Source organism: Pseudonocardia abyssalis (genome assembly GCF_019263705.2).
Lineage (GTDB): Bacteria > Actinomycetota > Actinomycetes > Mycobacteriales > Pseudonocardiaceae > Pseudonocardia > Pseudonocardia abyssalis.
In genome coordinates, this window is sequence record NZ_JADQDK010000001.1 from 2528152 (window position 1) to 2551203 (window position 23052).

General features: G+C 70.4%; 25 protein-coding genes. 12 read left to right on the forward strand and 13 right to left on the reverse strand.

Features of this window, described 5'->3' with window-relative positions; translation table 11 throughout:
• Positions 1 to 20: 20 nt before the first annotated feature.
• Complete coding sequence (locus I4I81_RS12055; RefSeq protein ID WP_218602659.1) at positions 21 to 518, reverse strand: VOC family protein; 498 nt, start codon at positions 516 to 518, stop codon at positions 21 to 23.
• 346 nt (positions 519 to 864) lie between these two features.
• Between I4I81_RS12055 and I4I81_RS12060 the strand changes: the two genes are divergently transcribed.
• The 9 genes from I4I81_RS12060 to I4I81_RS12100 all read left to right on the forward strand — a co-directional run bounded on the left by I4I81_RS12060 (position 865) and on the right by I4I81_RS12100 (position 9131).
• Positions 865 to 1554, forward strand: coding sequence for a GntR family transcriptional regulator (locus I4I81_RS12060; RefSeq protein WP_141282664.1), 690 nt, complete (start codon positions 865 to 867; stop codon positions 1552 to 1554).
• Between the two features lie 497 nt (positions 1555 to 2051).
• Entirely contained in the window at positions 2052 to 3251 is a 1200-nt protein-coding gene (locus I4I81_RS12065) for an acyl-CoA dehydrogenase family protein (RefSeq protein WP_218602660.1), read from the forward strand.
• On the forward strand, positions 3248 to 3682 hold the full coding sequence (locus I4I81_RS12070; RefSeq protein ID WP_218602661.1) for a nuclear transport factor 2 family protein: 435 nt from the start codon (positions 3248 to 3250) through the stop codon (positions 3680 to 3682). The genes I4I81_RS12065 and I4I81_RS12070 overlap by 4 nt, the downstream gene beginning before the upstream one ends.
• A gap of 26 nt (positions 3683 to 3708) precedes the next feature.
• Positions 3709 to 4548 carry a maleylpyruvate isomerase family mycothiol-dependent enzyme gene (locus I4I81_RS12075; protein WP_218602662.1) on the forward strand — a complete coding sequence of 280 codons (840 nt, stop codon included), beginning with the start codon at positions 3709 to 3711 and terminating at the stop codon, positions 4546 to 4548.
• 86 nt (positions 4549 to 4634) lie between these two features.
• Positions 4635 to 5846, forward strand: coding sequence for an acyl-CoA dehydrogenase family protein (locus I4I81_RS12080; RefSeq protein ID WP_218602663.1), 1212 nt, complete (start codon positions 4635 to 4637; stop codon positions 5844 to 5846).
• Between the two features lie 13 nt (positions 5847 to 5859).
• Positions 5860 to 6237 carry a nuclear transport factor 2 family protein gene (locus tag I4I81_RS12085; protein WP_218602664.1) on the forward strand — a complete coding sequence of 126 codons (378 nt, stop codon included), beginning with the start codon at positions 5860 to 5862 and terminating at the stop codon, positions 6235 to 6237.
• 11 nt (positions 6238 to 6248) lie between these two features.
• Complete coding sequence (locus tag I4I81_RS12090) at positions 6249 to 7757, forward strand: AMP-binding protein (protein WP_218602665.1); 1509 nt, start codon at positions 6249 to 6251, stop codon at positions 7755 to 7757.
• Between the two features lie 31 nt (positions 7758 to 7788).
• Positions 7789 to 8634 (forward strand): oxygen-binding di-iron domain-containing protein, encoded by an 846-nt coding sequence (locus tag I4I81_RS12095; RefSeq protein WP_218602666.1) that lies wholly within the window; start codon positions 7789 to 7791, stop codon positions 8632 to 8634.
• Between the two features lie 41 nt (positions 8635 to 8675).
• Complete coding sequence (locus I4I81_RS12100; protein ID WP_225925446.1) at positions 8676 to 9131, forward strand: flavin reductase family protein; 456 nt, start codon at positions 8676 to 8678, stop codon at positions 9129 to 9131.
• A 440-nt stretch (positions 9132 to 9571) separates the two neighbouring features.
• Here I4I81_RS12100 and I4I81_RS12105 read toward each other — a convergent pair whose 3' ends face one another.
• The 9 genes from I4I81_RS12105 to I4I81_RS12145 form a co-directional block, all read right to left on the reverse strand.
• Complete coding sequence (locus I4I81_RS12105; protein WP_218602668.1) at positions 9572 to 9886, reverse strand: helix-turn-helix domain-containing protein; 315 nt, start codon at positions 9884 to 9886, stop codon at positions 9572 to 9574.
• Positions 9879 to 10031 (reverse strand): hypothetical protein, encoded by a 153-nt coding sequence (locus I4I81_RS12110; protein WP_225924555.1) that lies wholly within the window; start codon positions 10029 to 10031, stop codon positions 9879 to 9881. The genes I4I81_RS12105 and I4I81_RS12110 overlap by 8 nt, the downstream gene beginning before the upstream one ends.
• A 457-nt stretch (positions 10032 to 10488) precedes the next feature.
• Positions 10489 to 10710: a hypothetical protein gene (locus tag I4I81_RS12115; protein WP_218616037.1), complete on the reverse strand. Its 222-nt coding sequence runs from the start codon at positions 10708 to 10710 to the stop codon at positions 10489 to 10491.
• Between the two features lie 328 nt (positions 10711 to 11038).
• Positions 11039 to 11935 (reverse strand): bifunctional DNA primase/polymerase, encoded by an 897-nt coding sequence (locus I4I81_RS12120; protein WP_218616557.1) that lies wholly within the window; start codon positions 11933 to 11935, stop codon positions 11039 to 11041.
• A gap of 268 nt (positions 11936 to 12203) precedes the next feature.
• Positions 12204 to 12659 (reverse strand): single-stranded DNA-binding protein, encoded by a 456-nt coding sequence (ssb, locus tag I4I81_RS12125; RefSeq protein ID WP_218616038.1) that lies wholly within the window; start codon positions 12657 to 12659, stop codon positions 12204 to 12206.
• A 384-nt stretch (positions 12660 to 13043) separates the two neighbouring features.
• A complete protein-coding gene (locus I4I81_RS12130; protein ID WP_218604154.1) occupies positions 13044 to 14636 on the reverse strand; it encodes a ParB/RepB/Spo0J family partition protein in 1593 nt (530 codons plus the stop codon).
• 459 nt (positions 14637 to 15095) lie between these two features.
• Positions 15096 to 15950, reverse strand: coding sequence for a DNA/RNA non-specific endonuclease (locus I4I81_RS12135; RefSeq protein ID WP_218604155.1), 855 nt, complete (start codon positions 15948 to 15950; stop codon positions 15096 to 15098).
• Between the two features lie 82 nt (positions 15951 to 16032).
• Complete coding sequence (locus I4I81_RS12140) at positions 16033 to 16296, reverse strand: hypothetical protein (protein ID WP_218604156.1); 264 nt, start codon at positions 16294 to 16296, stop codon at positions 16033 to 16035.
• 220 nt (positions 16297 to 16516) lie between these two features.
• A complete protein-coding gene (locus tag I4I81_RS12145; RefSeq protein ID WP_226363898.1) occupies positions 16517 to 17665 on the reverse strand; it encodes a DUF932 domain-containing protein in 1149 nt (382 codons plus the stop codon).
• Positions 17666 to 18274: 609 nt separating this feature from the next.
• Between I4I81_RS12145 and I4I81_RS12150 the strand changes: the two genes are divergently transcribed.
• The 3 genes from I4I81_RS12150 to I4I81_RS12160 all read left to right on the forward strand — a co-directional run bounded on the left by I4I81_RS12150 (position 18275) and on the right by I4I81_RS12160 (position 20120).
• Positions 18275 to 18586 (forward strand): hypothetical protein, encoded by a 312-nt coding sequence (locus I4I81_RS12150; RefSeq protein WP_218616039.1) that lies wholly within the window; start codon positions 18275 to 18277, stop codon positions 18584 to 18586.
• Between the two features lie 66 nt (positions 18587 to 18652).
• Complete coding sequence (locus I4I81_RS12155; RefSeq protein ID WP_218604159.1) at positions 18653 to 18910, forward strand: helix-turn-helix domain-containing protein; 258 nt, start codon at positions 18653 to 18655, stop codon at positions 18908 to 18910.
• Positions 18894 to 20120: a site-specific integrase gene (locus tag I4I81_RS12160; RefSeq protein WP_218604160.1), complete on the forward strand. Its 1227-nt coding sequence runs from the start codon at positions 18894 to 18896 to the stop codon at positions 20118 to 20120. The genes I4I81_RS12155 and I4I81_RS12160 overlap by 17 nt, the downstream gene beginning before the upstream one ends.
• A 321-nt stretch (positions 20121 to 20441) precedes the next feature.
• Here I4I81_RS12160 and I4I81_RS12165 read toward each other — a convergent pair whose 3' ends face one another.
• The 3 genes from I4I81_RS12165 to I4I81_RS12175 all read right to left on the reverse strand — a co-directional run bounded on the left by I4I81_RS12165 (position 20442) and on the right by I4I81_RS12175 (position 22973).
• Positions 20442 to 21248: a hypothetical protein gene (locus I4I81_RS12165; protein WP_218604161.1), complete on the reverse strand. Its 807-nt coding sequence runs from the start codon at positions 21246 to 21248 to the stop codon at positions 20442 to 20444.
• Positions 21245 to 22153 (reverse strand): DNA-processing protein DprA, encoded by a 909-nt coding sequence (locus tag I4I81_RS12170; protein ID WP_226363899.1) that lies wholly within the window; start codon positions 22151 to 22153, stop codon positions 21245 to 21247. Before I4I81_RS12170 ends, I4I81_RS12165 begins: the two co-directional genes overlap by 4 nt.
• A 598-nt stretch (positions 22154 to 22751) precedes the next feature.
• Positions 22752 to 22973, reverse strand: coding sequence for a hypothetical protein (locus tag I4I81_RS12175; RefSeq protein ID WP_218604163.1), 222 nt, complete (start codon positions 22971 to 22973; stop codon positions 22752 to 22754).
• Between the last annotated feature and the right edge of the window lie 79 nt (positions 22974 to 23052).

Genomic DNA, 23052 nt, shown 5'->3' on the forward strand with positions numbered 1-23052 from the left:
GTCGAAGGTCGTCATCGGGCTCAACCGGCCGACGACGTCTCCCGCACGGCGGGAACGGGGTCGGCGTCGTCGAACCACGGGTCGGCGTCGAGGTCGCGGGCGGGCACCGAGAACTCGATGGAGATGCCGTTGGGGTCGGTGGCGTAGACCGACCGGAGCAGGCCGTGGTCGACGACCTCGCTGACGTCGGCGCCGGAGTCGGTCAGGCGCTTGCGCAGGTTCTCCAGGTCCTCATCGGAGTCGACGCTGATCGACACGTGGTCGAACTGGATGCCCGAGGCGGGGACTCCGGAGTCCTTGCGGGCGGGCAGCTCGACGTCCTTCCACTCGAAGAACGCGATCGAGGCGCCGCGGCCGATGCTCAGGAAGTAGTGGCGGTGCGGGTAGTTCTCATCGCGGTTGCCGGTCGTGCCGACCAGCGGCATGCCCAGCACGTCGCGGTAGAACCGCACCGTCTTGTCCATGTCGTCGGTGACCAGCGCGAGGTGGTTCAGGCCGGCGAAGTTGATGGCGGTCATCGTGTCCTCCTGCATGTGCGGCGGAGCGGGTGGGCCGGGCCCCGGGCGGCCGGACGGTCACAGGGGCCGGAGCGGGCTCGAGGGCAGCTCGGGAACGGCGACGGCCGTCCCAGCGACGGTGCTGATTGTATGCGAGCTTCGGTTGAGGACACAAGTACTGGGCGGCTACAAGTCGCCCTCGATCACTCGGATTCGACGGTAATTCCAGCTCAGCTGGCATACGAAGCCGTGGCCTTGGACGCCAGGAGCGTCAGGGGAGATCATCGCTTGTATCCAATCAAGGTTCCGCCACCCCGGATCCTCGTGATGGGATGATGCCCGGAGCATCAGCTAGAGGAGGTCGGAGATGGCGAGGTCGGCCCGGGCGGTCGCGTACGAGGTGCTGCAGCGCGGCATCGCGAGTGGCGAGTACCCCCCCGGGAGCTGGCTGCGCGAGGAGGATGTCGCCGCCGCGGCGGGAGTGAGCCGCACTCCCGTGCGCGAGGCGCTGCACCGGCTGCAGGCGGAGGGTCTCGTGCAGATCCTGCGCAACCGGGGGGCCGTCGTCGTCGGATGGACGGCTCGGGACCTCGACGACATCTACGACCTCCGCGTGCTGCTCGAGGGCTACGGCGTACGCCGGGCCGCCCAGGCCCGCGAGAACGTCGACTTCGACGGTCTGCGCGCCATGTGCACCGAGATGGAGCTGCTCCTGCCAGGGGCGGCCGAGCCGGAGCTGCAACGCATCGGCGGCCTGTGCATCGACTTCCACGTCACGCTCAACCAGGCCTCGCAGAACCGCCAGCTCATCGCGATCATCCCGACGCTGCTGGCCACCCCGTTCGTCCGCGAGGCGTTCCACCACCACACGCACCACGACCTCGAGCGGGCCTTCGCCTTCCACCGCGAGATCCTCGAGGCCCTGGAAGAGGGCGACGGTGAGTGGGCCGAGGGCGTCATGCGGGCCCACCTGCGGGCCGGGCGCCGGTCGCTGCGACAGATGGAGCAGGAGCAGCGCACGTCCGACGTGGGCGACCCGGGCCGCGCCAGCGCCTGACGCGGCGGCAGATCGTACACAACTCCTGTCGGGCTGCCTGCGCCCGCGAACCGTCGTGCACGGCGGTTCGTACACATCTCGACGCGCCCCACCGGTGCCAAGGACTGCACACCCACCCACGGCGATCTCGCCGTCCAGCGTGCGGTAAGCGGCTCGCTCGACGTACCTTCGTGCTGCTCACAGGGGTGATTGCACCAGCGATCGACCCCATGTTGCGCACTGGCGAACGATGGAATGCGGCGATTCCGACGACACCCTTGACGCATCCTGAGCAGCGCCGCTACCGTCCGGTCGTATACAAAGCCACGTGAGCAGTTGTGGCTCCGGACACAGCCGGAGCCCCGACCGCCCGGCGGGCGCTCGATCTCGGATGCACATCCTCCCGACATCGCCGCGCCTCCTCGATCGATAGACACCCCCGGGCCGATGCCCGGGTGAGTGCCGCTGCGCCCGAACCGGGGCGATCCCGTCCCGGCGCGTCCACGAAGGAGTGGGACATGACTGACGTGGCCGACCGGCCGACCACCATCCCGACCGGCACCGAGCTCGTGCAGCGCGCGGCGGACCTGGTACCCCTGCTGCGGGCCAACGCCGCGCAGGCCCACGCCGAGCGCCGGCTCCCCGCGGAGAACCTGCGAGCCCTCGAGACGTCGGGGATCCTCCGGGCCACCCGCGCCGTGGAGTACGGCGGATCCGAGATCGACAGCCACTCGAAGATCGCCATGTTCGGGGAGCTGGCCCGCGGGTGCGGCTCCACCGCGTGGGTGGCCACCCTCTACTCCGACGCCGACTTCATCGTGTCGCACTTCCCCGACGAGGTGCAGCGGGAGATCTTCAGCGACCCGAACGTCCACTGCACCGCCACGCTGGTGCCGACCGCCCGTGCCGAGCGCGACGGCACCGGGTTCCGCGTCAACGGCAAGTGGCCGTTCAACACGGGCTGCCTGGACGGCACCTGGGTCGCCGAGCCCGCCGTGGTCGAACTCGAGGCGGGCAAGCCCGAGGTCTGCCTGTTCCTCATGCCCTACGCCGAGCTGACGATCCTGGACGACTGGCACGTCAGCGGGCTGCGCGGCACCGGCAGCAACAGCGTCGTCGGGGAGAACGTCTTCGTCCCCGAGGAGCGCATGCTGCGTCTCGAGGAGTTCAAGCTGGGCCACGGGCGCAGCGAGCAGAACAAGGACCGGCCGATCTTCCGGATCCCCGCGGTCCCGTACGTGCTCACCAGCGGCGGTGCCACGTTCCCCGGCCTGGCGAAGGCGGGGATGGAGCTGTTCCTGGAGCGCCTGCCCACCCGCGGCCCGATCGCCTACACCGGCTACGGGCAGCGCAGCGAGGCGCCGATCACGCACCACCACGTGGCAGAGGCGTCGATGAAGATCCGCTCCGGCGACCACCTGATGTCCGGGGCCGCCGACATCGTCAGCCGGCACGCGCAGAGCGGCGAGCCCTACGAGGCGGGTGAGATCCCCGAGATCTGGGGCATGGTCTCCTACTCCACGCGGCTCTACGGCGAGGCGATCGAGACGCTGCGCCAGGCCAGCGGGGCCAGCGGCATCCACGAGAGCCAACCCATCCAGCTCGTCTCGCGCGACGCCCAGGCGCTCGCGACGCACGCGGTGATGATGCCGACCACCGGCATCGAGATCTACGGGCGCTCACTGTGCGGGCTCTCGCCGAACACCCCGATGCTGTGAGCGCCGACGCCCTCACCGTGTTCACCCGGTGGTACGACGCCCACGAGGCCGGGGACGTCGCCGCCCTGCGCGAGGTGTTCGCCGACGACGTCGAGGTGCACTCGCTGTTCCGCACGGAGCCTGCCCGTTCGCCCGACGCCGCGGTGGCGCACTTCCTGCGCACCACCACCGAGACGTTCGCCGGCCTCGCCATGGGGCTCGTGTCGACCCCGGCCGCCGCGGCGAACGGGGCGGTGCTCGCCGAGGTCGTGTTCACCGGGGCGTTCACCGGTGAGCTCGGCTGGCGCGGGCGCGTGCACCGGGGCGCGGGCCAGCGCTTCTCGCTGCCCGGCGTCGTGGTGATCCGCACCCGCGACGGCGCGGTCACCTCGGTGAAGACGCTGTACGACCGCGACGACTGGCTGCGCCAGATCGACGTTCCCACCTGCTGACCCGACACACACCGAAGGAGTCCACCATGACGTCCACCCTCCCGACCCGCATCGACGTGACGCAGTTCGCCGGCAAGGACACGCTCATCCGGCTGATCCGGCAGGAGTACCAGAAGTCCTTCGACATGATGGTGGCCGCCAGCGAGGAGGAGTGGCACGCCCAGACCCCCTGCGACATGTGGGAGGTCCGGGACATGGCCGGGCACCTGCTCGACGCCGCCTACGGCTACCTCGGCTACTTCAAGCAGGGTGAGCACGGCTTCCCGACCGAGGAGCCGCGCGGCATGCGCGCCTACGGCGAGGCGCTGGGCGAGAGTGCGCGGGAGTACCGCAGCGTCTACCGCTGGGAGGTTCTCGGCCGCCTCGACGCGTGCGCCGAGCTGATGTTCTCCTACTTCGACCGGCTCACCGAGGAGGAGTGGGCCGGCCGGCTGGTGCCGCACAAGTGGGTCGGCCCGGTGCCGGCGTTCATGATGGCCGCGTTCCAGCTGATGGACTACTCCGTCCACAACTGGGACCTGCGCAAGGCGCTGGGCAAGGAGGCCTTCGTCGACTCCGAAGCCGCCGACACCCTGGTGCCGTTCATGTTCGGGCTCCTGCAGATCTGCTTCGCCCCGGAGCTCGCCGAGGGCGTGGACCTCACCATCGACGTGCACATCAACACCTCCGGTGACGAGCACTGGACCGTGCAGGTCAAGGACGGCGCGCTCACCTTCGCCCCCGGCGCCCCGGAGCAGGCCGACGCCACGTTCTCCTTCCCCTGCAACGAGTTCTGCCTGGACGTCTACCAGCGCCTGCAGGGCGGTTCCGCCACCGGCGACCAGAGCGCCATCGACACCTTCCGCAGGCTCTTCTTCACCATCTGAACCAATCCCCCAGCGGCCCTGTGCTCGGGCCCCGCCGCGTGCGGGGCCCGGGCCGGGCCGCCGTGCCCGGACGAGGAGTACCTCCCGTGACGACCACGATCGACAGCCGGACTTCGACGGATGTGCCCAGCCGCGAGGAGCTCGTCGCGCGCGCGGCCGCACTCGTTCCACTCCTGCGCCGCAACGCCGAGCGCTGCGAGCAGGAGGGGAAGCTGCCCGAGGAGAACGTCCGGGCACTCGAGGAAGCAGGCCTGCTCCGGCTCACCCTGCCCCGCCGCTACGGCGGCTACGAGGCCGACACCCGCACCAAGGTCGAGGTGTACAGCGAGCTCGGCAAGGGCTGCTCGTCCACGGCGTGGGTGGCCGGGCTGTGGAGTGACGGCACGCTGTTCACCTCGCTGATGCCCGACCACGTGCAGGACGAGGTCTTCGCCGACCCGAACGTGCGGATCACGGTGTCGTTCCCCCTCGGCGGCACCGTCGCGATCTCCGACGGCGACGGCGGCTACCGGCTGTCCGGGCGCTGGCCGTTCAACACCGGCTGCGCGCACGCGACGTACGCGATCCGCAGCGCGGTGATCGACCCGGAATCCGACGCACCCGGCTTCGGCATGTTCCTCACCCCGTACGAGGGCATGACGATCGTCGACGACTGGCAGGTCAGCGGCCTGTGCGGCACCGGGAGCAACACGGTGACGGGCGAGAACATCCCCGTGCCCGGCGACCGCATGATGCACTTCGGCGACGCCCAGCAGGGTCGGTTCCGCACCGAGCGCAACGCCGCGACCCCGCTCTACCGCACGCCGATCATCTCGACGATCCTCACGACCGGCTCGCTCGGCTTCCCCGGCGTCGCCCGCGCGGCGCTCGACTTCTTCCTGGGGAAGATCGGGGCCGGCCGGCCGATCACCTACACGACCTACGGCGACCAGAGCCAGGCACCGATCCGCCACCACCAGGCCGCCGAGGCCGCGCTGCGGATCCGGGCCGCCGACGCACTGACGTTCGAGGTGGCCGACATCGTCGACCGACACGCCGCGGACGACACCCCGTACGCCGAGGGCGAGCACTCCCAGCTCTGGGGACAGGTCGCCTACGCCACCGAGCTGTACTCCGAGGCCGTGGAGATCCTGCGCGCGGCGTCCGGTGCGTCGGCGATCCACAAGAGCTCGCCGATGCAGCGGCTCGCGCGCGACGCGGCCGCCCTGAAAGTGCACGCGATCATGTCGCCCACCACCGGCCTGGAGTTCCACGGCCGTGCGCTGGCCGGCCTGGCCCCCAACTCACCCCTGCTCTGAGACGGAGTTCCCCATGCTCGCAACCGAGAAGAACCAGGCCTGGCTCCGCGACTACTACCGGGCCATCGACGCGATGGACACCGAGGCGTACATGGCGATGTTCGCCGAGGACGCCCGCATGGTCTTCGCCAACGCCGACCCGCTCGAGGGCCGCGACGCGATCCGGGAGGCGCTGACCGGGCTGCTCGGCAGCGTCGACGGCATCCGGCACGTGCTCCACACGGCCTGGCAGGTGGAGGACGACCTCGTCGCGTTCGAGTGCGACGTGATCTACACGCGCAAGGACGGCAAGGAGGTGGCCGTGCGCGGAGGCTGCTTCTTCGTGTTCGGCGAGGACGGGCTGTGCCGCGAGCAGCGGATCACCGTCGACACCTCGCCCGTCTTCGCCTGAGGAGCCCGCCCGTGAACGACATCCTGACCTTCTCCGAGTTCCTCGCCCAGGGCGCGGCCCGCTGGCCCGACGAGCCGTGGTGCCGCACTCCCGACGGGGAGACGACCCGCGCGGAGATGCACGCCGACGCGCTGCGGTGCGTGGGCGGGCTGCAGGCCCTCGGGGTGTCACCCGGCGACCACGTGGTGATCGTGCTGCCCAACGGGCTCGACTTCATCCGCGCCTGGCTGGGCGTCGTGCTGGCAGGCGCGGTCAGCGTGGCCGTCAACCCGAAGGCGGCGCAGTCGGAGCTCGCCGCCGTGGTGGAGGAGACGGGGGCGAGGATCGTCATCGCCCCCGTGGACACGCCCGTGCCGTCCACGGTGAGCCGCGTCGAGGTCGCCGGCCTGCTGCGGAGCCTGCCTGCCGAGCCCGTGGCCCGCACACCGGACGATCCCGCGTCCTACATCCAGAGCTCGGGCAGCACCGGCCGCCCGAAGTTCATCATCGAGACCCACGGCATGTACACGATGGCCGCCGAGGGCTACCCGTACTGGCTCGGTCTCACCCCGGACGACGTGCTGCTCACGACGCTGCCGCTGTCGCACCTGAACGCCCAGGCGTACTCGACGCTCGGGTCCTGGGGCTGCGGTGTCCGGCTCGTCCTGCTGCCGCACTTCTCGGCGAGCACGTTCTGGGAGACCGTGCGCGACACCGGCGCCACGGTGTTCAACGCGATCGGCGCCATGGTCGAGATCCTCATGGCCCGCGACCCGTCGCCGATCGAGCGCGAGCACAAGCTCCGCTACTGCTACTCCGCACCGGCCCCGCACCGGGAACGGCACGAGGAGATCGAGAAGCGGTTCGGCTTCCGGCTGGTGATCGGCTACGCGCTGTCCGAGTCGCCGTACGGGCTGATATCACCGGTGGACGAGCCGATCGCATACGGCTCGATGGGCCGCCCGCGCCAGCACCCACGACTGGGGCGGATCAACAGCTCCCGCGTCGTCGACCCGGCCACCGGCGACGACGTGGCTACCGGTGAGGTCGGCGAGCTGCTGCTACGCAACCCGGCCACCACGCCCGGGTACTTCGGGATGCCGGAGGAGTCGGCGGCCGTGCTCCGCGACGGCTGGCTCCGCACCGGCGACCTCGCCCGCCTCGACGAGGCCGGCAACCACTACTTCGCGGGCCGGGTCAAGGAGCTGATCCGCCGCCGCGGGGAGAACCTCTCCCCCGCCGACGTCGAGGTCGTCCTCGACGCCCATCCGGCGGTGTCGTCCAGCGCGGTGATCGGCGTGCCGTCACCGCTGACCGAGGAGGACGTCAAGGCGTTCGTCCTGGTGCGCCCCGGCGCGGACGTCTCGGCGGCGGAGCTCCGCGACTGGTGCGCGGAGCGGCTTCCGCCCTACAAGCGGCCGCGCTACGTCGAGTTCATCGAGGCGTGGCCGCTCACCGAGACCCAGAAGATCGCCAAGAAGCAGCTCCCGACCGGGCGCACCGCCGCCGAGGTCGACTTCGACGAACGTGCACGCGCCTAGCCCACCCCCGGATCTGTGAAACGAGACGACCATGTCCCTGCTCGACGCCGTCCGCACCGCGCACCTGGCCCCGAAGAAGGTCGGGCCCGGCACGTACGTGATCCAGGACGTGCAACACGCCCTCGGCGCCCCCCTGTCGGTCTACCTGAACTCCGCGGTCATCCAGGGCGCCGAGCCGATCATCGTGGACACCGGGAGCGCCCGGAACCGTGACCGTTGGCTCCAGGACGTGTTCGGCCTGGTGGAGCCCGAGGACGTCAGGTGGGTCTTCCTCACCCACGACGACTCCGACCACACCGGCAACCTCAGCCAGGTCATGGACGCCTGCCCGAACGCGACACTGGTGTGCAGCTGGACCCTGGTGGAGCGCTTCGCCAACGCCTACGAGTTCCCGCTGAAGCGCTGCCGCTGGCTCAACGACGGGGAGTCGCTCGACGCGGGCGACCGCACCCTCGTCGCCCTGCGTCCGCCCGTCTACGACTCCCCCGCCACCCGCGGGCTGTTCGACACCTCGACCGGCGTCTACTGGGCCGCCGACGCGTTCGCCGCGCCGGTACCCGGCGGCCCCGGCGTGACCCCGGTCGACACGATCGCAGAGGTCGACCCGGAGGCGTGGTGGGGAGGCATGGTCATGTTCGGCATCCACGCGCTGTCGCCGTGGTTGAGCATGGTCGACGCCACGCGCTACGCGGCGTGCGTCAAGGCGGTGCAGGCCCACGGCATGTCCACGATCATCTCCGGGCACAGCCCGGTGATCGACGGGCCGCGCGTGGCGCAGGCGTTCGAGATGATGGGTCGGCTCGCGGGCGCCGAGCCGCCGCCCTGCCCCGACCAGTCCGTCCTCGACATGATGGTCGCCGCGATGGGCGGGGAGTGACCGCGGCGACGGCGGCGCTGACCGACACCTTCCGCGAGGTCATGGCGGGAGTGTGCACGCCGGTGTCGGTGGTCACGGCCATGGTCGACGGCCATCCGCACGGCACGACGGTCAGCGCTTTCGCCTCACTGTCACTGCGGCCGCCGATGGTGCTCGTGTCGCTCGACGCGGGTTCCGATCTGCTCGCCATCACCCGCGAGGTCGGGCGGTTCGGGGTCAACATCCTCGGCAGCGACCAATCCCCGCTGGCGATGGGCTTCGCGCGGAAGGGCAGCACCAAGTTCGACGGCGTGCCGTGGACCGTCCGGGACGGCCTGCCCCGCATCGGCAACGCGCCGGGCTGGCTGGCCTGCGATGTGCAGACGTTCGTCGATGGCGGCGACCACGTGGTCCTGCTCGGTTCCGTCGTCGACGCCGAGGTCGCCAACGGGATGCCACTGACCTATCACGCCCGCACGTTCGGGACACACGCCGCGGCGCGGCAACCAGAATCGTGAGCGGTTCGGCGCATCCGGCGACGTGGATTTGACCTTGGCGATCCACCCGGACCGAGCCATCACTCGATGACCTCGCCTCCGACTTGGTGTCAACTGCGAAGGACGTGAGCGTTGCGAGACAGACCGGCTAGACGCGGTGTGGCCGGCCGAGGTCGTCGAATGGCCGGCATCCGGCACCCGATCCTGAGAGACCACGCAATCACCACGCCGCGATCACGCCACCCGGTAGAAGGCAATGACGTCGCTAGGTGACCAACTGAGTGACAACCATGGCGAGCGCGGACACACGTCGACGGACGTTGCCGGACATCGACCACGCGTTGACCTGCATGGTCGACGTCTTCCGCACGCCCTACGTCTGCTTCGGGACGAAGCTTGAACCGTCAGCCGTGAACGAATCGGGCTGATGAAGGCCGTGCCCACTTCGCGCAAGATTTGCCTCACGCAACATCCGGGCGGGCGGCGACCCGCACGGTCAGGTCCGCGTCCAGCGCACGCGCGATCCGACCCAGCACCGGCAGCGTCGGCACCGTGCCCCCCGCCTCGAACCGCGCCACCGCCGACTGCGTCATCCCCGCCGCCGATGCCAGCTCGGCCTGGCTCCACCCGCGGGCCAGCCGGAGCTCCCGCACCGCCGCCCCCAGCTCGAACGCCAGCCGGGCGGCCTCGTACGCCTCCTCGGCGCCCGGCTCACTCATCCGGCGGTCCCGCAGCGCCGACCACGACTCCCGCCCGTCGCCCGTCGTGTCAGCCATCGTCGTCCTCCACCGTGTGCTCCTGCGCCATGCAGCGCGCCATCGCCCGACGCGCCCGTTCGACCTCCCCCGCCTCCCGCATCCGCGTCTTCGCGAACACCGTCAGCAGGACGATCCGCCGCCCTGACGCGATCCAGTACGTCACCCGCACCGGCCGACCGTCCAGGTGGAACCGCAGTCCCCCGGAGCTTGCCGTCGAGCTGACGCGTGTACGGCTCGCCCAGCAACGGACCGCGATCGGCCACTAGGTCGATGTAGAACGCCGCCGTGGCGAACTGCGGCGTCGACAGCGATTCGAGCCAGTCCCGGACCTCCGGTTCCAGCTCGACGGTACCCCAGGTCATAGCGACGATGCTATACGACGTCGACCACGGATCGACCACGGATCGGCAGCACCCGCTGGGTGACTAACTGGGTGACTACCGACCTGCACAGAGGTGGTCACCCGCGGACGAGCATGGACGACATATACCCGTTGACCTGCGAAAACCCAAAGTCCAGCACCCGCCCAACCGCCTTGACACGGAACTGGTCCTCGGAATCCGAGAGCTCGATTGTCGCCGGCCCACGAGTCGTAGGCCGGCGAGCAGGTCCCGGCGCAGTTATCGAACGGCGTCTGCGAGCTCCTGGAGGGTGTGCTGGAGCAACGTTGCCAGCTGTTCCGTCGCGCTCAGGGCGTAGCCGATGTCGGCGTTGGCGGCGGCGTAGGCGAGGTCGTCGCGGACCTGACAGACCTGGGCTTCGAGTACCCGCAGGCGAGTGGCTCGAGTGTCGGTCTCGGTGATCTCGGTGTCAGCGGTGATGGGGTCGGTGGTGGTGATCATGTTGGCCTCCGGTGCTCGGTGTCGCTGGAACGCGGCATGGCCTCAGCGCGCCGGGGTGGGGGCCCGTAGGGCCGGCGGGGGTTCCGGGCTCGGCGGATCGGGTGGGAACGCCGTCAGGCGTCCGAGCGCAGCGAGGCCCGTCCCACCCGATCGGTCGGGCACGGGTTCATCGCCGCTCGCCCCGCCCCGGTGTGCTGACCTCCGGGCGGTCCATCGCCGCCGTGCTCCGGAGGTCCGTCACCGGCGTCACGTGGCTGCACGGACAACCATCACGGCACTGTTCGGACCGATGGACGAGCACAGCTGTGAGGGCGCGAGGTGCTGCTGATCAGCCCTTCGACGGGCGGCTGGCGATGTTGTCGACGTAGCGGGGGCGGTGGGCTCCGTAGGCGAGTCCGTCGGTGATGTCGCGGTCGATCTGCCGGGCGGTGTAGCCGGCTACACCGAGATGGCGTGCCGCGGCATCGGTCAGGGCAGTGCGTGCGTCAGCTTCGTCGAGTGCACCGCCGCCAACCCAGTGCCCGAGACGACGTGCAGCGCGCAGCAGGGTGGAGTGTCGGTAGCCGATCTCGGCCGTCGTGACCGCATGCCTTTCGCCCTCGACAACGGCCCGCAGGTAGGCCTGCGTCCGGGGTGCGCGGGCAATGGACCCCCCGGCGCGCGCCGGCGGAGCTGGGTCCGAGGTGTCTCGACTCGGTGGTGGATGGCTGGGCGTCAGAGCTCGGACGAGCCAGCACGGCAGGTCCACGACGGGGTGGGCGTTCGCTACGCGGTAGCTGCGTCCCGCTGGCCCGCGAGATCCGGCGGCGAGGATGTAGCCGCCGTGGCCTCGGGTGTCGATGCGCCAGCCCAGCTTGCCTTGGGTGTTGCGTAGCTGCGCGCTGTCGGGCTGGTGGAAGTAGAGGTGTCGCCCTCCCGAGGGGGTGGCGACGGTGAAGGTGTCGGTGGGAGCCGGTTCGGCGGCGTCGGCGGCGAGCCGGATCAGGACGTCAGTTCCCTGTCGGGCGCCAGCCCATCGGTCGGGGGCGGGTACGCCGTGGCTGGGGTCGAGGTCGATGACGAGGAGCCCGGAGGGGCCGGTGCTGATCCCGATGTTGAAGGGCCGGCGTTGCCACCAGGCCGCAATCTGGTCGAGGTCGGTGGTGGCGGTGTTCTCCCAGTCCCGGATGGCGGGGACCTTGCTGCGGGGGTGGACGGGAAACACGTGCCAGCCGCGGCGCGCCATGCGCAAGGCGGCGGCACCAAGTCGTCGCGGCGACGGCGTTGAGTGTGGGTGGTGGGGCACGGTGGTCTCCTCGCGTCGGGGGCACCGAGAGGTCCGCGGGTCCGGATCGCGCGCCACACCGTTACCGATGGGTGTGGCCGATGCGTGGCTGGCGCGTGGTCCCGGACCCGTGGAACGGTGCGATCCCGACGCGAGGCCCACCGCAACGCCCACCCCGAGGAACGGCTCCGTGGCGGGCCCCTGGGCCCGGGCCCGCCACGGGCGCTGCTCAGTCGGAGCCGACCACGGTGAGCTCGGGCCGCTCGGCGTCGAGCGACTGCGTGGTCTCGTCGTCGCGGTCCTCGGGCCCGGTCGGGTTCGAGGTGGTGCGGCGGGTCTTGGTGAGGGTGGCGGTGGCGTAGCGGAGGCTGGCGGCGACGTCGGCGGCCTCGATCTGGGTGCGGCGCACGGTGGTGCCGTCCTCGCGCTTGTAGGTGTCGTCGGCGAACTCGCCGGTGACCGCGACGGTGGCGCCCTTGGTCAGGCTGGTCGCGACGTTCTCGGCGAGGGCGTTGAAGCAGACGACCCGGTGGAACACCGAGGGCAGGTCGGTCCAGGTGCCGGTCTGCCGGTTGAGCCGGCGGCGGTTGGTCGCGACGGTGAAGGTGGCGACCGGGACCCCGGAGCGGGAGAACCGCAGCTCGGGCTTCGCGGTGATGTTGCCGTGGATGGTGAGCTTGTTCATCAGGGTCTCCAGGTGCTGGTGGTTGTGGGTGACGCGGCCCTGGCCTCAGCGCGGTGCGGGTGGGGTCCCGCAGGGACGGCGGGGGTTGCGGGCTCGTCCGAGCGGGCGGGAACGCCGCCAGGCGTCCGAGCGCAGCGAGGCACGTCCCACCCGCTCGGACCGGGTCCGTGTTCATCGCCGCTCGCCCCGCCCGTGCTGTGCTGACCTTCGGGCGTCTCCTGGCGAGCACCAGGCCTCGGAGACAGTGATGGATTTGCTCGCTACGGCATCTCCGGCAAAGCGTCGTGTAGCCGACCGGGGCCGTGACCTCTTGCGCTTAGTCTCGCGATGACGGCTGACGTGCCTGGTGGGCCGCCCCCGGAGAGCGACCCACCAGGCCTGCTGTCAGTCGGTCGTCAGCGTCTCCGGCTCGGCGAGCTCGTCGCCTCCGGCGGAGTCGCTGTCGGCGTCCGGTGTGGGGTCGTCGGGCCGCGGGCGCTCGGGGTCGGTGAGGACGAGCTGTTCGACCGTCGAGAGCGGGTAGCCCCACCGGCTCAGCGTGGTGAAGTAGGCCCGGTGATCCGACGTCGGGTTGCGCCAGGTCTGCCGGTCGGTGGCGTCCTCCGCCGATCCGAGCAGCACCGCCAACGCCAGCACCGTCGCCCGCGGGGTGGCCGCCGTGGCCGCGGCGTCGGTGATCGGGTTCGCCCGGCCGGTGTAGACGCTGCCGACCGGGGCCATCCCGAGCAGCTCGCAGGCGCTGGGGTGGCCGGACTCCATCGCCCGGCGCAGGTCGTGCCCGCCGCGGGCGAGGGTGACCGCCATGTAGGTCACCGCGTCCTTGGGTGCGGTGCGGCGGGCGAGGAACCCGCGCAGCCAGTCGCGGCGCACCGTGGTCGCGGAGTCCCATTCCCGGTTGTTCGCGATGACCAGCCGACGCTGCGCCTTCTCCTCCTCGCTCATCGCCCCCGACCGGGACCCGCCGGTGTGGGCGGTCAACTGGTCCCAGCGGGCGATGTGGCCGTGGGTCTCGGGGTCGGTGCACCAGTGGGTGACCCGGACCTGGGGCTGGCGATCCCAGCCGCGGCGGATCTCCACCTGCGCGGCCTGGCCCGGGCAGGATGCGTGCTGCTCGGCGGTGAGCTCAGTACCGCTGGGCAGGTCCGCGTTCGCCCGCAGCCCGCTGATCTGCAGGGCTCCCCCGGCGGCATCCGAGTCGAGGATCGACACCCCGGCGGTGGTGAGTTCGGCGACCTGCTCGGCCACCAGGGCCGTGTCGGTGCGGTCGTCGCGCAGCCGCTGCGCGACGTGCTCGAACTGGGCGGGTTCCTTGGCCGCGGTCACCGTGAGGACCTTGGCTGCCTCGACGCCGGCGTCGGTGCCGTCGTCGAACTCCGCGATGACCGCGACCTGGTCCAGCGTCACCTCGTAGCGGTCCAGGACTGCAGCGGCGAGCTTGCTGCGCGCGACTGCGGCGGTGGCCTTCACCCGAGCGGTCGGGACGTGGGTGCGGCGGGCGATCTGCCCGGCGGTCAGCCCGAGGTCGAGCAACTGCTGATGGGCTCGCACCTCGTCGGCCTCGCTGGTGCCGGTGCGGTGCTGGTTCTCCTCGAGCTGATCGACGATCCGCTCGATCCGCCCCTCCGTCCCGGCGGCGTCGGTGTCAGGGTCGTCGTCGGGGGTGCCGGGTTCGATGAGGACCGGGACGCTCGGGCGTCCGGTCTCGACCGCGGCCAGGGTGCGGCGCTTCCCCTTGCGCACGACCAGCCCGCCGTCGGCACGGCGGCGGACGGTGATCGGCTCCCGCACGCCGCGGTCGGCGATCGAGCGCAGGAACGACTTGTCCAGCGCGACCTCCCGGCGCACATTGGCGCCGATCACCAGCGCGGTGGGGTCGACGACGAGCAGTTCGCCCCACGTGTCGGTGCTCGCCTCGGGTGGGGGCGTGCGGTCCGGGTCGTTGTCGGGTGTGGTCGGTCGGGTGTCGGTGATCGTCACGAGGTGCTCCTCGGAAGGGCCGAGCGGGCTCGGCGCTGCAGGTGCCCGGCGGATGCGGGGCGCACTCGACCAGGGCAGCGACGACCGGACGGGGCGGGGGTCCTGCTTGCGCCGGCCGATGTGGACCGGCGCGCCGCCAGCCGATACCTCGCGCAGGACCTCTCGGCGCCGGTTCACCCGGGCGGCAGCGAGCGGGTTCATCGCCCGACGAACGGACGGCGCTGCCAGAGTGCCCGCCCCGCACCCCCGGGACCGGCTCTAGCCAGCTGGCCCATGGCGCGCCGCGGAGCGACTGCCCGGCCTCCGCCCGTCTGAACTCAGCCGTCGATCACACCGGCAGCAACGATCCGGCACCGCCGTCGACCGCCGATGGCACGAACCGAGCCTGATACGGCTGCTGAGCGGTCCCGAGCTCGTCCCGTCGAGAGGTCCCGGCGCGCTGCAGGTTGATGGGTTGCCCTAAAGCCGGATCTCGGCGGTGGTGTGTAGCCGGTTCCATCGGTCACGGGGCCCCACACCGGTCGAGGCGGGGACGAGTAATCGGTCGGCCGCTACGAGAGGACCCAGGTCCAGGCCGGTCAGGGTGGCGATGTCGGTGATGGGCACCTGGAAGGTGCGGTACGGACCCAGCGGCGGCGGGTCGCCGACCTGCCGCGTGCCGTCGTCGGGGAGGTCGATGTCGTCGAGCTGCGGGGTCTGGTCCAGCACGTACCCCGTCGCCGCCAGCTGCGGCTCCCCACCCGGTTCGGGGCCCGTGGCCCAAGCGGCCACCTTCCAGAACAGCCGCGGGATCCCCACGCCCCGGTACGGCGGGTCGTCCGCGGCCAGGACGGGCGCGGTGAACACGCTCAGCTTCGTGTCGTAGGTGTCGGCGTGGGTCAGCAGGTAGTCCTCCAGCCCGAGCCACAGCTCCATCGACTGGTTGAACTGCGCCGCCTGCGGGGCCGCGTTCGGGTAGACGAACGTGTCGCTGTTGGCCTGCTCCGCAACCTCCGGCGCACCCCACACCGGGTCACTGCGACGCACCAGGTGCCCGCGGTCGAGGTCGTTGGCCGCGTAGACGTCCGCACCGACCTGCTCGTCGGCGTCGACCCGGGGGTCCAGGCGCCAGTCGTCGCTGCGGTCGAGCTCGCGCAGCTGGGCCCCGTCGATGTTGACCCCGGTCGCCACCGCCAGCCGCCGCGCCGGGTCGAGCAGCACCGTGAAGTGCACGTACGTCAGCTCCCGCACCACGCGCCCGTCCGCGGGCAGCGGCACGGCGGTCGAGGCACCGAGGAAGACGTCGTCATATCCAGGTGGCTGTGGTGCCGTCATACCGCAGACTCAACCACCACGACGTGCGGCCGCCGTCCAGTGGCCGCGCGGTCCCCCACTGCTCCTCCGAGCTCGGCTCCCGTCAGCGGTCGGTGGTGCGCCGGTTCCCGGTCAGCCGGTCGACCGCAGTCACCACCGCCAACGCCTCGGTCGTGATCTCGCGGGGCAGGGTGGCGACGTGGCGGCTCACCGCGTCGAGCACCGAGGCCTGGGCCTTGCCCAGATCCCCGCGGAACGGGTCGGTGTGCGAGTCGTACTGAGCCACCGTGCGCAGGATCTGCGCGGTCTCGGCGATCGCGCGCGCGTTGGCCCGGTTGTACGCACCACGGCGCTCAGACGGTGTCATGTTCGCCGACACGAAGACCCCTTCCCTGGACGTCGATGAGATCGCGGTAGCCGGTGCGCCCTTCCCCGACGCCCGGCCACCGCGACCGCCGACGCTACCGCCTCAGCGAACGTATGTTCGATACGCGGACGGGTGACTCGCCCAGGGTGACGTCGCCACTACCCGTGCCGCCACCATCGGGGGTCGGCCCGGCAGGGCGCCGGACCGACTCCTCCGGACCTCAGCCCGCGTGGGCGGCGGCCAGCGCCATCGCCTTCAACCCACAGCGCTCCAGGTCGTGAGCGACGTCGGCGTCGTCGATGGTCTGCGCGGCCGAGGTGACCGCATGCAGCACTCCCCCACTCGTGACATCCGCGCCCTGGATGAAGTGGGCGAGGATGGTGGCCTGCTGCTCGGCGGTGAACCGCAGCGCTTTCCCGACGTGGTCGAGCGTGGCCTGCGGGTCGCTGATCGCGATCCCGGCCTGGCGGGTGATCTCGACGAGCGCGGCCCGGACGTAGCCGTGGTCGAGGAATGTGGCGACGGCGTCCCGTGCCTGCTTCACCACCAGATCCAGCAACGCACCCTGAGTATCAGCCGCCCAACGGATCACCCCGTCCGACATCCGCGCCCCGAGATGGACCTCGCGCATCGCGTCCTTGGAGATGGTCATCCCGTTGTCGCAGACCTGCACCGTGAGCTGCGGGGTCAGCGAGAACGACCCGTGCCCGGTCTCGGAGTTCGACACCACGAACCCCGCGAACACCGTCGGGTTGTCCGCGCCACGGGCCCCGGTGAACGGGCTGCGGTACCCGGCCAACAGGTCCGGGGCGTACTCGGCGATCTGCGGAGCCCGCACCTTCACGTACATGCGACGCTCGGTCAGGTCGCACCGCGCAATGTCGACCTCGACCCCCGCGGTGCGGATGCCCTCGAGCACCGCCATCAGGACGTCGAGGTTGTCCACGACCCGGTAGGAGTCAGACAGCAGCGCGCGGACGACCCCGGTCCCGCCGTCCGGGTCGCGCAGACCGCGGACCAGGAACCGGCGGTCGGGGTCATCGGCCAGCCAGGTGTTGACGTTCGCGTCGTAGAGGCCGATCTGCTCGATTCGCAGCCGACGCAGGTAGGTGCCCGGGATCCCGAGCTTGTCGGCGATCGCCGCGTCCGCGAGGGCGGTCGGGCGCAGCCGCGTCTCCCCGACGGTCACGCCGTCCGGGGTGAGACTGGGCTCGCCGACGCCGACGAGCCGCAGGTCGCCGCGCTCGGCGATCAGGCTCCGGGCCGGGGCGACGACGTCGAGCTTGCCGGCGTGCTGGACCTGCAGCAGTCGGGCGAGGTCGGCGACCGTCGCGTTGCGCGTGGTCAGGAACGTGTCGGACTGGGTCACGATGACTCCACGGTGTGGCCGGACACCCGAGACCGTCGCCCGGATGGCCCCGCCGAGGGGCGGTGGGGCGCGACTCGGACAGCCCGACGGCGCAGCGCGTGCGAAGGGACCCGGCGGCTCGGCCGATCGACCGTGAGATCGCCGCGCAGAACCCCGCCTTAGATCGGATTCGACGACGATCTCACTCGCATCGGACGGGCCGCCGGCCTTCGCCGACGCGAGGCGACGTCGGGCAGAGTCGACAGCCCCACCCCGACCGGCGCGACATCACCGGCTGACGATCCGCCGGCTCAGCGCGGGGAGCCCTCGTCCTCGCCGTCCGAGACGAGGAACGGCTGGGCGAGGTCGTACGCCGTCGTCTGCCGGATCCCCGTGACACGAGCGATAGCCGGCCAGGACAACCGACCCCGACGATGCAACTCAGCCAGAAGGCGCCCCGTCCGCTGCCGCCCGGCACGGCGGGCTTCCTCCGAGCGTTGCACCGCGTCGAGCAGCTGGTTCTCGGACATACCGCTGAGGTCGTCCGAGGGCGTCTCGTCCGCGGCCGAAGTTGTCCCCATAAACGCAGTAGACCTGTACCGCCTTTCGGTGACCCGAAAGGCTGAGAGGATGAGCAACGCCGACGACAACATGTCCGACACCGTGTTCACCGTGCACGTGATGCGGCCTGACGACGTCGGCGCCGTCGAGATCGTCTTCGTCGATCAACTGCGCGCCTGCGCCTACGCGGCAGACCGGTCACGAGATCATCGTGTCCTCTCGGCATCCGTGACACGCTTCGTGGTCGGTCAGCTCGGGACGCGCCACTCCGTGGCCTGGTACGTCGACGGCATCGAGCAGCCACAGCGGTTCGACAGGCAGCTCTACCCGACCTCCGGCGATGACCACGGCACGACCACGACTCCGAAGCGGCGGCCATGACGCGGAGCCACGCCGCGACCTACACCCCTTGCGACCCTGCGCAGTACCTACTGCGAGGAGGCCGAGATGCCGGTCACGGGCAATCCAGTTCGAGAATCGGTCGAGCAGGCACACACCGCCGACGCGAGTCGGCGGCTCTACCGAGTGCCCGAGGCGATGGCGCAGTTGTCGATGAGCCGCACCGTCATCTACGAACAGATCCGGTCAGGTCGACTGCGCTCGGTGCGGCAAGGGCGTTCCCGTCTGATCCCTGCTCAGGCAATGGCCGACTACATCGCTCTTCTCGTCGAAGAGAGCCAGGCCGACGATGACGGCGCGGCGTAGCCGCGGCGACGGCGGCCTGCACTGGGACGAAGACCGGCAGCGCTGGATAGCGAGCGTCACGGTGGGCTTCTCGCCGGCCGGGAAGCGGATCGTCCGCAGAGCAAGCGGACGGACCAAGACCGAAGCGCGGAACAAGCTCAAGGAGCTCATCCGCGACTCCGACGACGGTCTCGCCTCTGCCTCGCGCGCCTACACCGTCGCGCAGGCTGTCAACGACTGGCTCGATCATGGCCTCGGCGGTCGCGGTGCGAGCACAGTGGAAACTCGACGCATCCTGGCGCAGGCACACGTGATCCCTGCCCTCGGTTCTCGGAAGCTTATCGAGCTATCCGCCGAGGACGTCGACCGTTGGCTTGCCACCAAGGCACGGACACTGAGCACGCGCACGCTGAGTGACATCAAGTCCATCCTGCGTCGAGCAGTAACCCGTGCCCAGGCCAGAGACAAGGTCAAGCGCAACGTCGTCCTGCTGTGCGAGACCCCTACCGGTCAGCTCGGCAGACCCTCGAAAGCCCTGACCCTCGATCAGGCTCAGGCACTCATCGAGAAGGCTACCGATTCGACGATGGGCGCCTATGTCTTGGTCTCCCTCCTCACGGGCGCCCGCACTGAAGAACTCCGACCACTGACGTGGGACCACGTCGACCTCTCCGGCAGTCCGTCCACGAACCCGCCGACCCCGCCACACGTCATGGTGTGGCGGTCCGTCCGCGCAGGCGGAGACACCAAGACCAGGACATCGCGACGTACCCTCGCCCTGCCCGAGCGCTGCGTCGTGGCTCTCCGAGAACAGCGTGATCGCCAACGCGCTGCGCGCGATCTTGCCGGGGCTCGATGGAGGGACAACAACCTCGTGTTCGCTTCCGAGACCGGCACCGAACTCGATGCCGCGAATGTCCGGCGTGGCTTCCGCCGCGTCGCCTCGGCCGCGGGCCTAGATGCCGCGGCCTGGACGCCGCGGGAGCTGCGCCACAGCTTCGTCTCCCTGCTCTCCGACGAAGGCGTGCCCATCGAGCAGATCGCCCGGCTGGTCGGCCACGCCGGCGGCTCGGCCGTGACCGAGACGGTCTACCGCAAACAGCTACGGCCGATCATCGACGATGGCGCGACCGTCATGAACCGGGTCTTCCCCATCGGGAGCGGTAGTCACTCAGTTAGTCACTCACCCCGTCCCAGAACGGACGAACGACCTGGTCAGCAACTTCCTTAGAAGCTGTGACCAGGCCGTTCGGCTGTGGGCGATACTGGGATCGAACCAGTGACCTCTTCGGTGTGAACTGCGGGCGGCGAAGTTGCTGAGAGCATCTGCGCAGTTCAGAGGGCACGATGAGGTTGGCAGAAGATGCCTGCGGCGGCTGGCGTAGCTGTATTTCCAAGCTGTACTTCGTATCGCTGATCTGCTCCCAGGCTCAGCCCGCGCGTCCGCCAAGCCGCTGACGCCAGGGGAACGACGGCACGCTCGTGCGCTCCGAGGACGACGAGCGGAGGGGACCGTGCGTGGTGCACTCCGTAGCCGCGAGGTGATCGCCGATCAACGCGGCGCGAGACAGGGGCCTGAACCTACCGGGCAGATCAGTGCGTCGTATGGCGGCAGGACGCTCTCGATCAGGCGCCGGTGGTCGTCCCATCGGTAGCTCAACCACCGGGCTACGCACAGCACGGTCACCCGCTGTGCACCGGCCGTCTTGAGCGTCAGGGCAGCCGACTGCGACTTGGAGCCGGAGACGTAGGTGTCATCGATGACCAGGACGTGTCTGCCGCGCACCCTCGCTACGACCTCTGGCGACAGGGTGAACATGTCCCGGCGTGGGTGGCGGTCCGTGGACGCGATGTGCTCTGTGGGCGTCAGCAGCACGCGGTCGACGTTGTTGCCGTGCTCGAACACCTGCTGCGCCAGGCCGACCACGGGATGGTCGGCACCCAGCCGCGTCGCCGACGGCACGATTGTCATCACCTGCCACCAGCTACCGGCCGCCGCCGCGATGCACGGCCCGTGGATAGCGGACGCCGCGTGGATCATGAACTGGAGGAGTTCGGCGCACCATCGCGACGGCTGCACCGGCGACTTGTAGCGGCGCACCAGGTGCTCGGACTGGTGCTGCGGTGTCATCCACCCGCGCACGTAGGCGAGCGGCACCACCAGATCGGCGAGCCCCACGCCGAACTCGGCTCGCTGCCGTGAGCACTGCCCGCACAGCTGCACCTCGGCGATGCCGGTTGGCCCCGTGCACACCAAGCAGCGGCCAGGCCCGCGCGATGTGTTGGTAAAACAGTCACCGACCTGCGAAAATAGATACGCCCGCGCCTGCTCCGAGAACTCGGCGAGACTGCTGGTCACCCGGCAGCGACCCGCAGTAACGACAGCATGTCCGACGGTCGCGCCGTCACCTTCTCCACGATCGACATCACCTCGGCGGTGCTGGTCGCGACGTGGACACCGGGGCGGTCGAGCAGCGCCTGTGCCCACTTGTTCACCCGCACCACCATCTCGGTGAGGATCACCGGGCGGGCGTGGGCGACCGCTCGACGGGCTTGGATTCGGGCGCCGCTGTGCTCCCCCGCCTCGACGATGATCGTCGCGCGGCCGAACCCGGACATCACGGTGTTGCGCATCGGGAAGGTCTGCTTCGTCGGGGGCGCCTCCGGCCAAAACTGCGAGAGCAGCAGCCCAGAGTCGGCGATCTGGTCCTGCAACTCGCGGTTGTCCGCCGGGTAGTACTTCCGGATCCCAGTGCCGATCACCGCAACAGTGCGCCCGCCCGCCTCCAGCGCAGCCATGTGACCGGCCGTGTCGATTCCGGCCGCAAGCCCGCCGACCACGGTGATGCCGCGCTCCACCAGGCCCGTCGCGATCGCACGCGCGGCGTCGAGCCCCTGCCGGGACGCCTCCCGGGACCCGACCACCGATACGGCGATCTCGTCGTCGAGGAGCCTGCCCCGGTGGAACAATACCGGCGGCAGGTCGTGGATTTCGCGGAGCTGCGCCGGGTAGTCGGCGTCCAGGAACGTCAGAAACCCGAGGTCGGCGGCCCGCCACTCGTCGATGTCCGCGCGTGCCTGGAGCAGCCCAGGCACTGCGGAATCGCTGAACAGGTCGGCGGGGTTGTGCTCGTTCCAGAGCGCGAGCGCGCTGGAGCGGGCGTCGACCTCGGCCACGATCTGCGGCCACTTCATCCCGCCGGGCCGAGTGCGCAGCAGCGCGACAAGCGCCGCACGCTCGTCATCGCTCCACCAGGTACCCACGTTGGGCAGCGTAGGGCCGTCACCGACCGCGGTCAGTACCCGCTCCCGGGCCCACGACCGAGCAACATACTCGAACATAAGTTCTATTATGATACCTGAGCAGGCAAAAGGCCACCCCGCATGTGCCTGTCCATCCAGGCGTTGGCCAGATTGTTAATCTGCTCGTCACGGCGGATAGTCCGCACGGGCGTCCCATTCGGTTGCTGGGCAGCCTGGCGGCCGGCGGACTGGGGTGATCATCACTCGCCCGGCTCGGACCACCCTTTGATACCGGGACACCGTGCACTGCACTGCCTGTGACCGTCGTGAGCGAGGTGAGTGCGACCGATGTCAGGTCAGGATCGCGGCCATGCCGCAAACCGGACCGCGACCGTTTGAAGTAGCCAGCTGTCCCGGTGGCGCCTCGTCGACCCGCCGCACGAACGTCACCCGGCCCGCCTACTCGCCCGCTTCGCGGTTCTGCGGGGCGGCAGGGGATCAGGGTCCCGGATGCATGCGGTCCATCCTTTTCGAGACCGCACCCTGCCCGGACGCAGCCGCAGTCGCCACGACCGTCACCGCCCGCCCAGACCCGGGCGGGCCACGTGCCCGGGGGCGGTCAGCGCGGGCTGGTCTCGACGCCGACGTGCGCGAGCTCCTGCAGGGTGTGCTGCAGGAGCGTGGCCAGGGACTCGAGCGCGTCGAACGCGAGGGACAGGTCGTCGCAGAGGCGGGCGACGCGAACTTCGTCGCGGGCTTGGCAGACCTGCGCCTCGAGGACGGCGAGTCGGGTCGCGCGGGTGTCGGACTCGGTGATCTCGGTGGTGGCGGTGATGGTCATGAGGGCCTCCGGTGCTCGGCGTTGGGGGAACGCGGCGAAGCCTCAGCGCGCCGGGGCGGGGGTCCCGCAGGGACGGCGG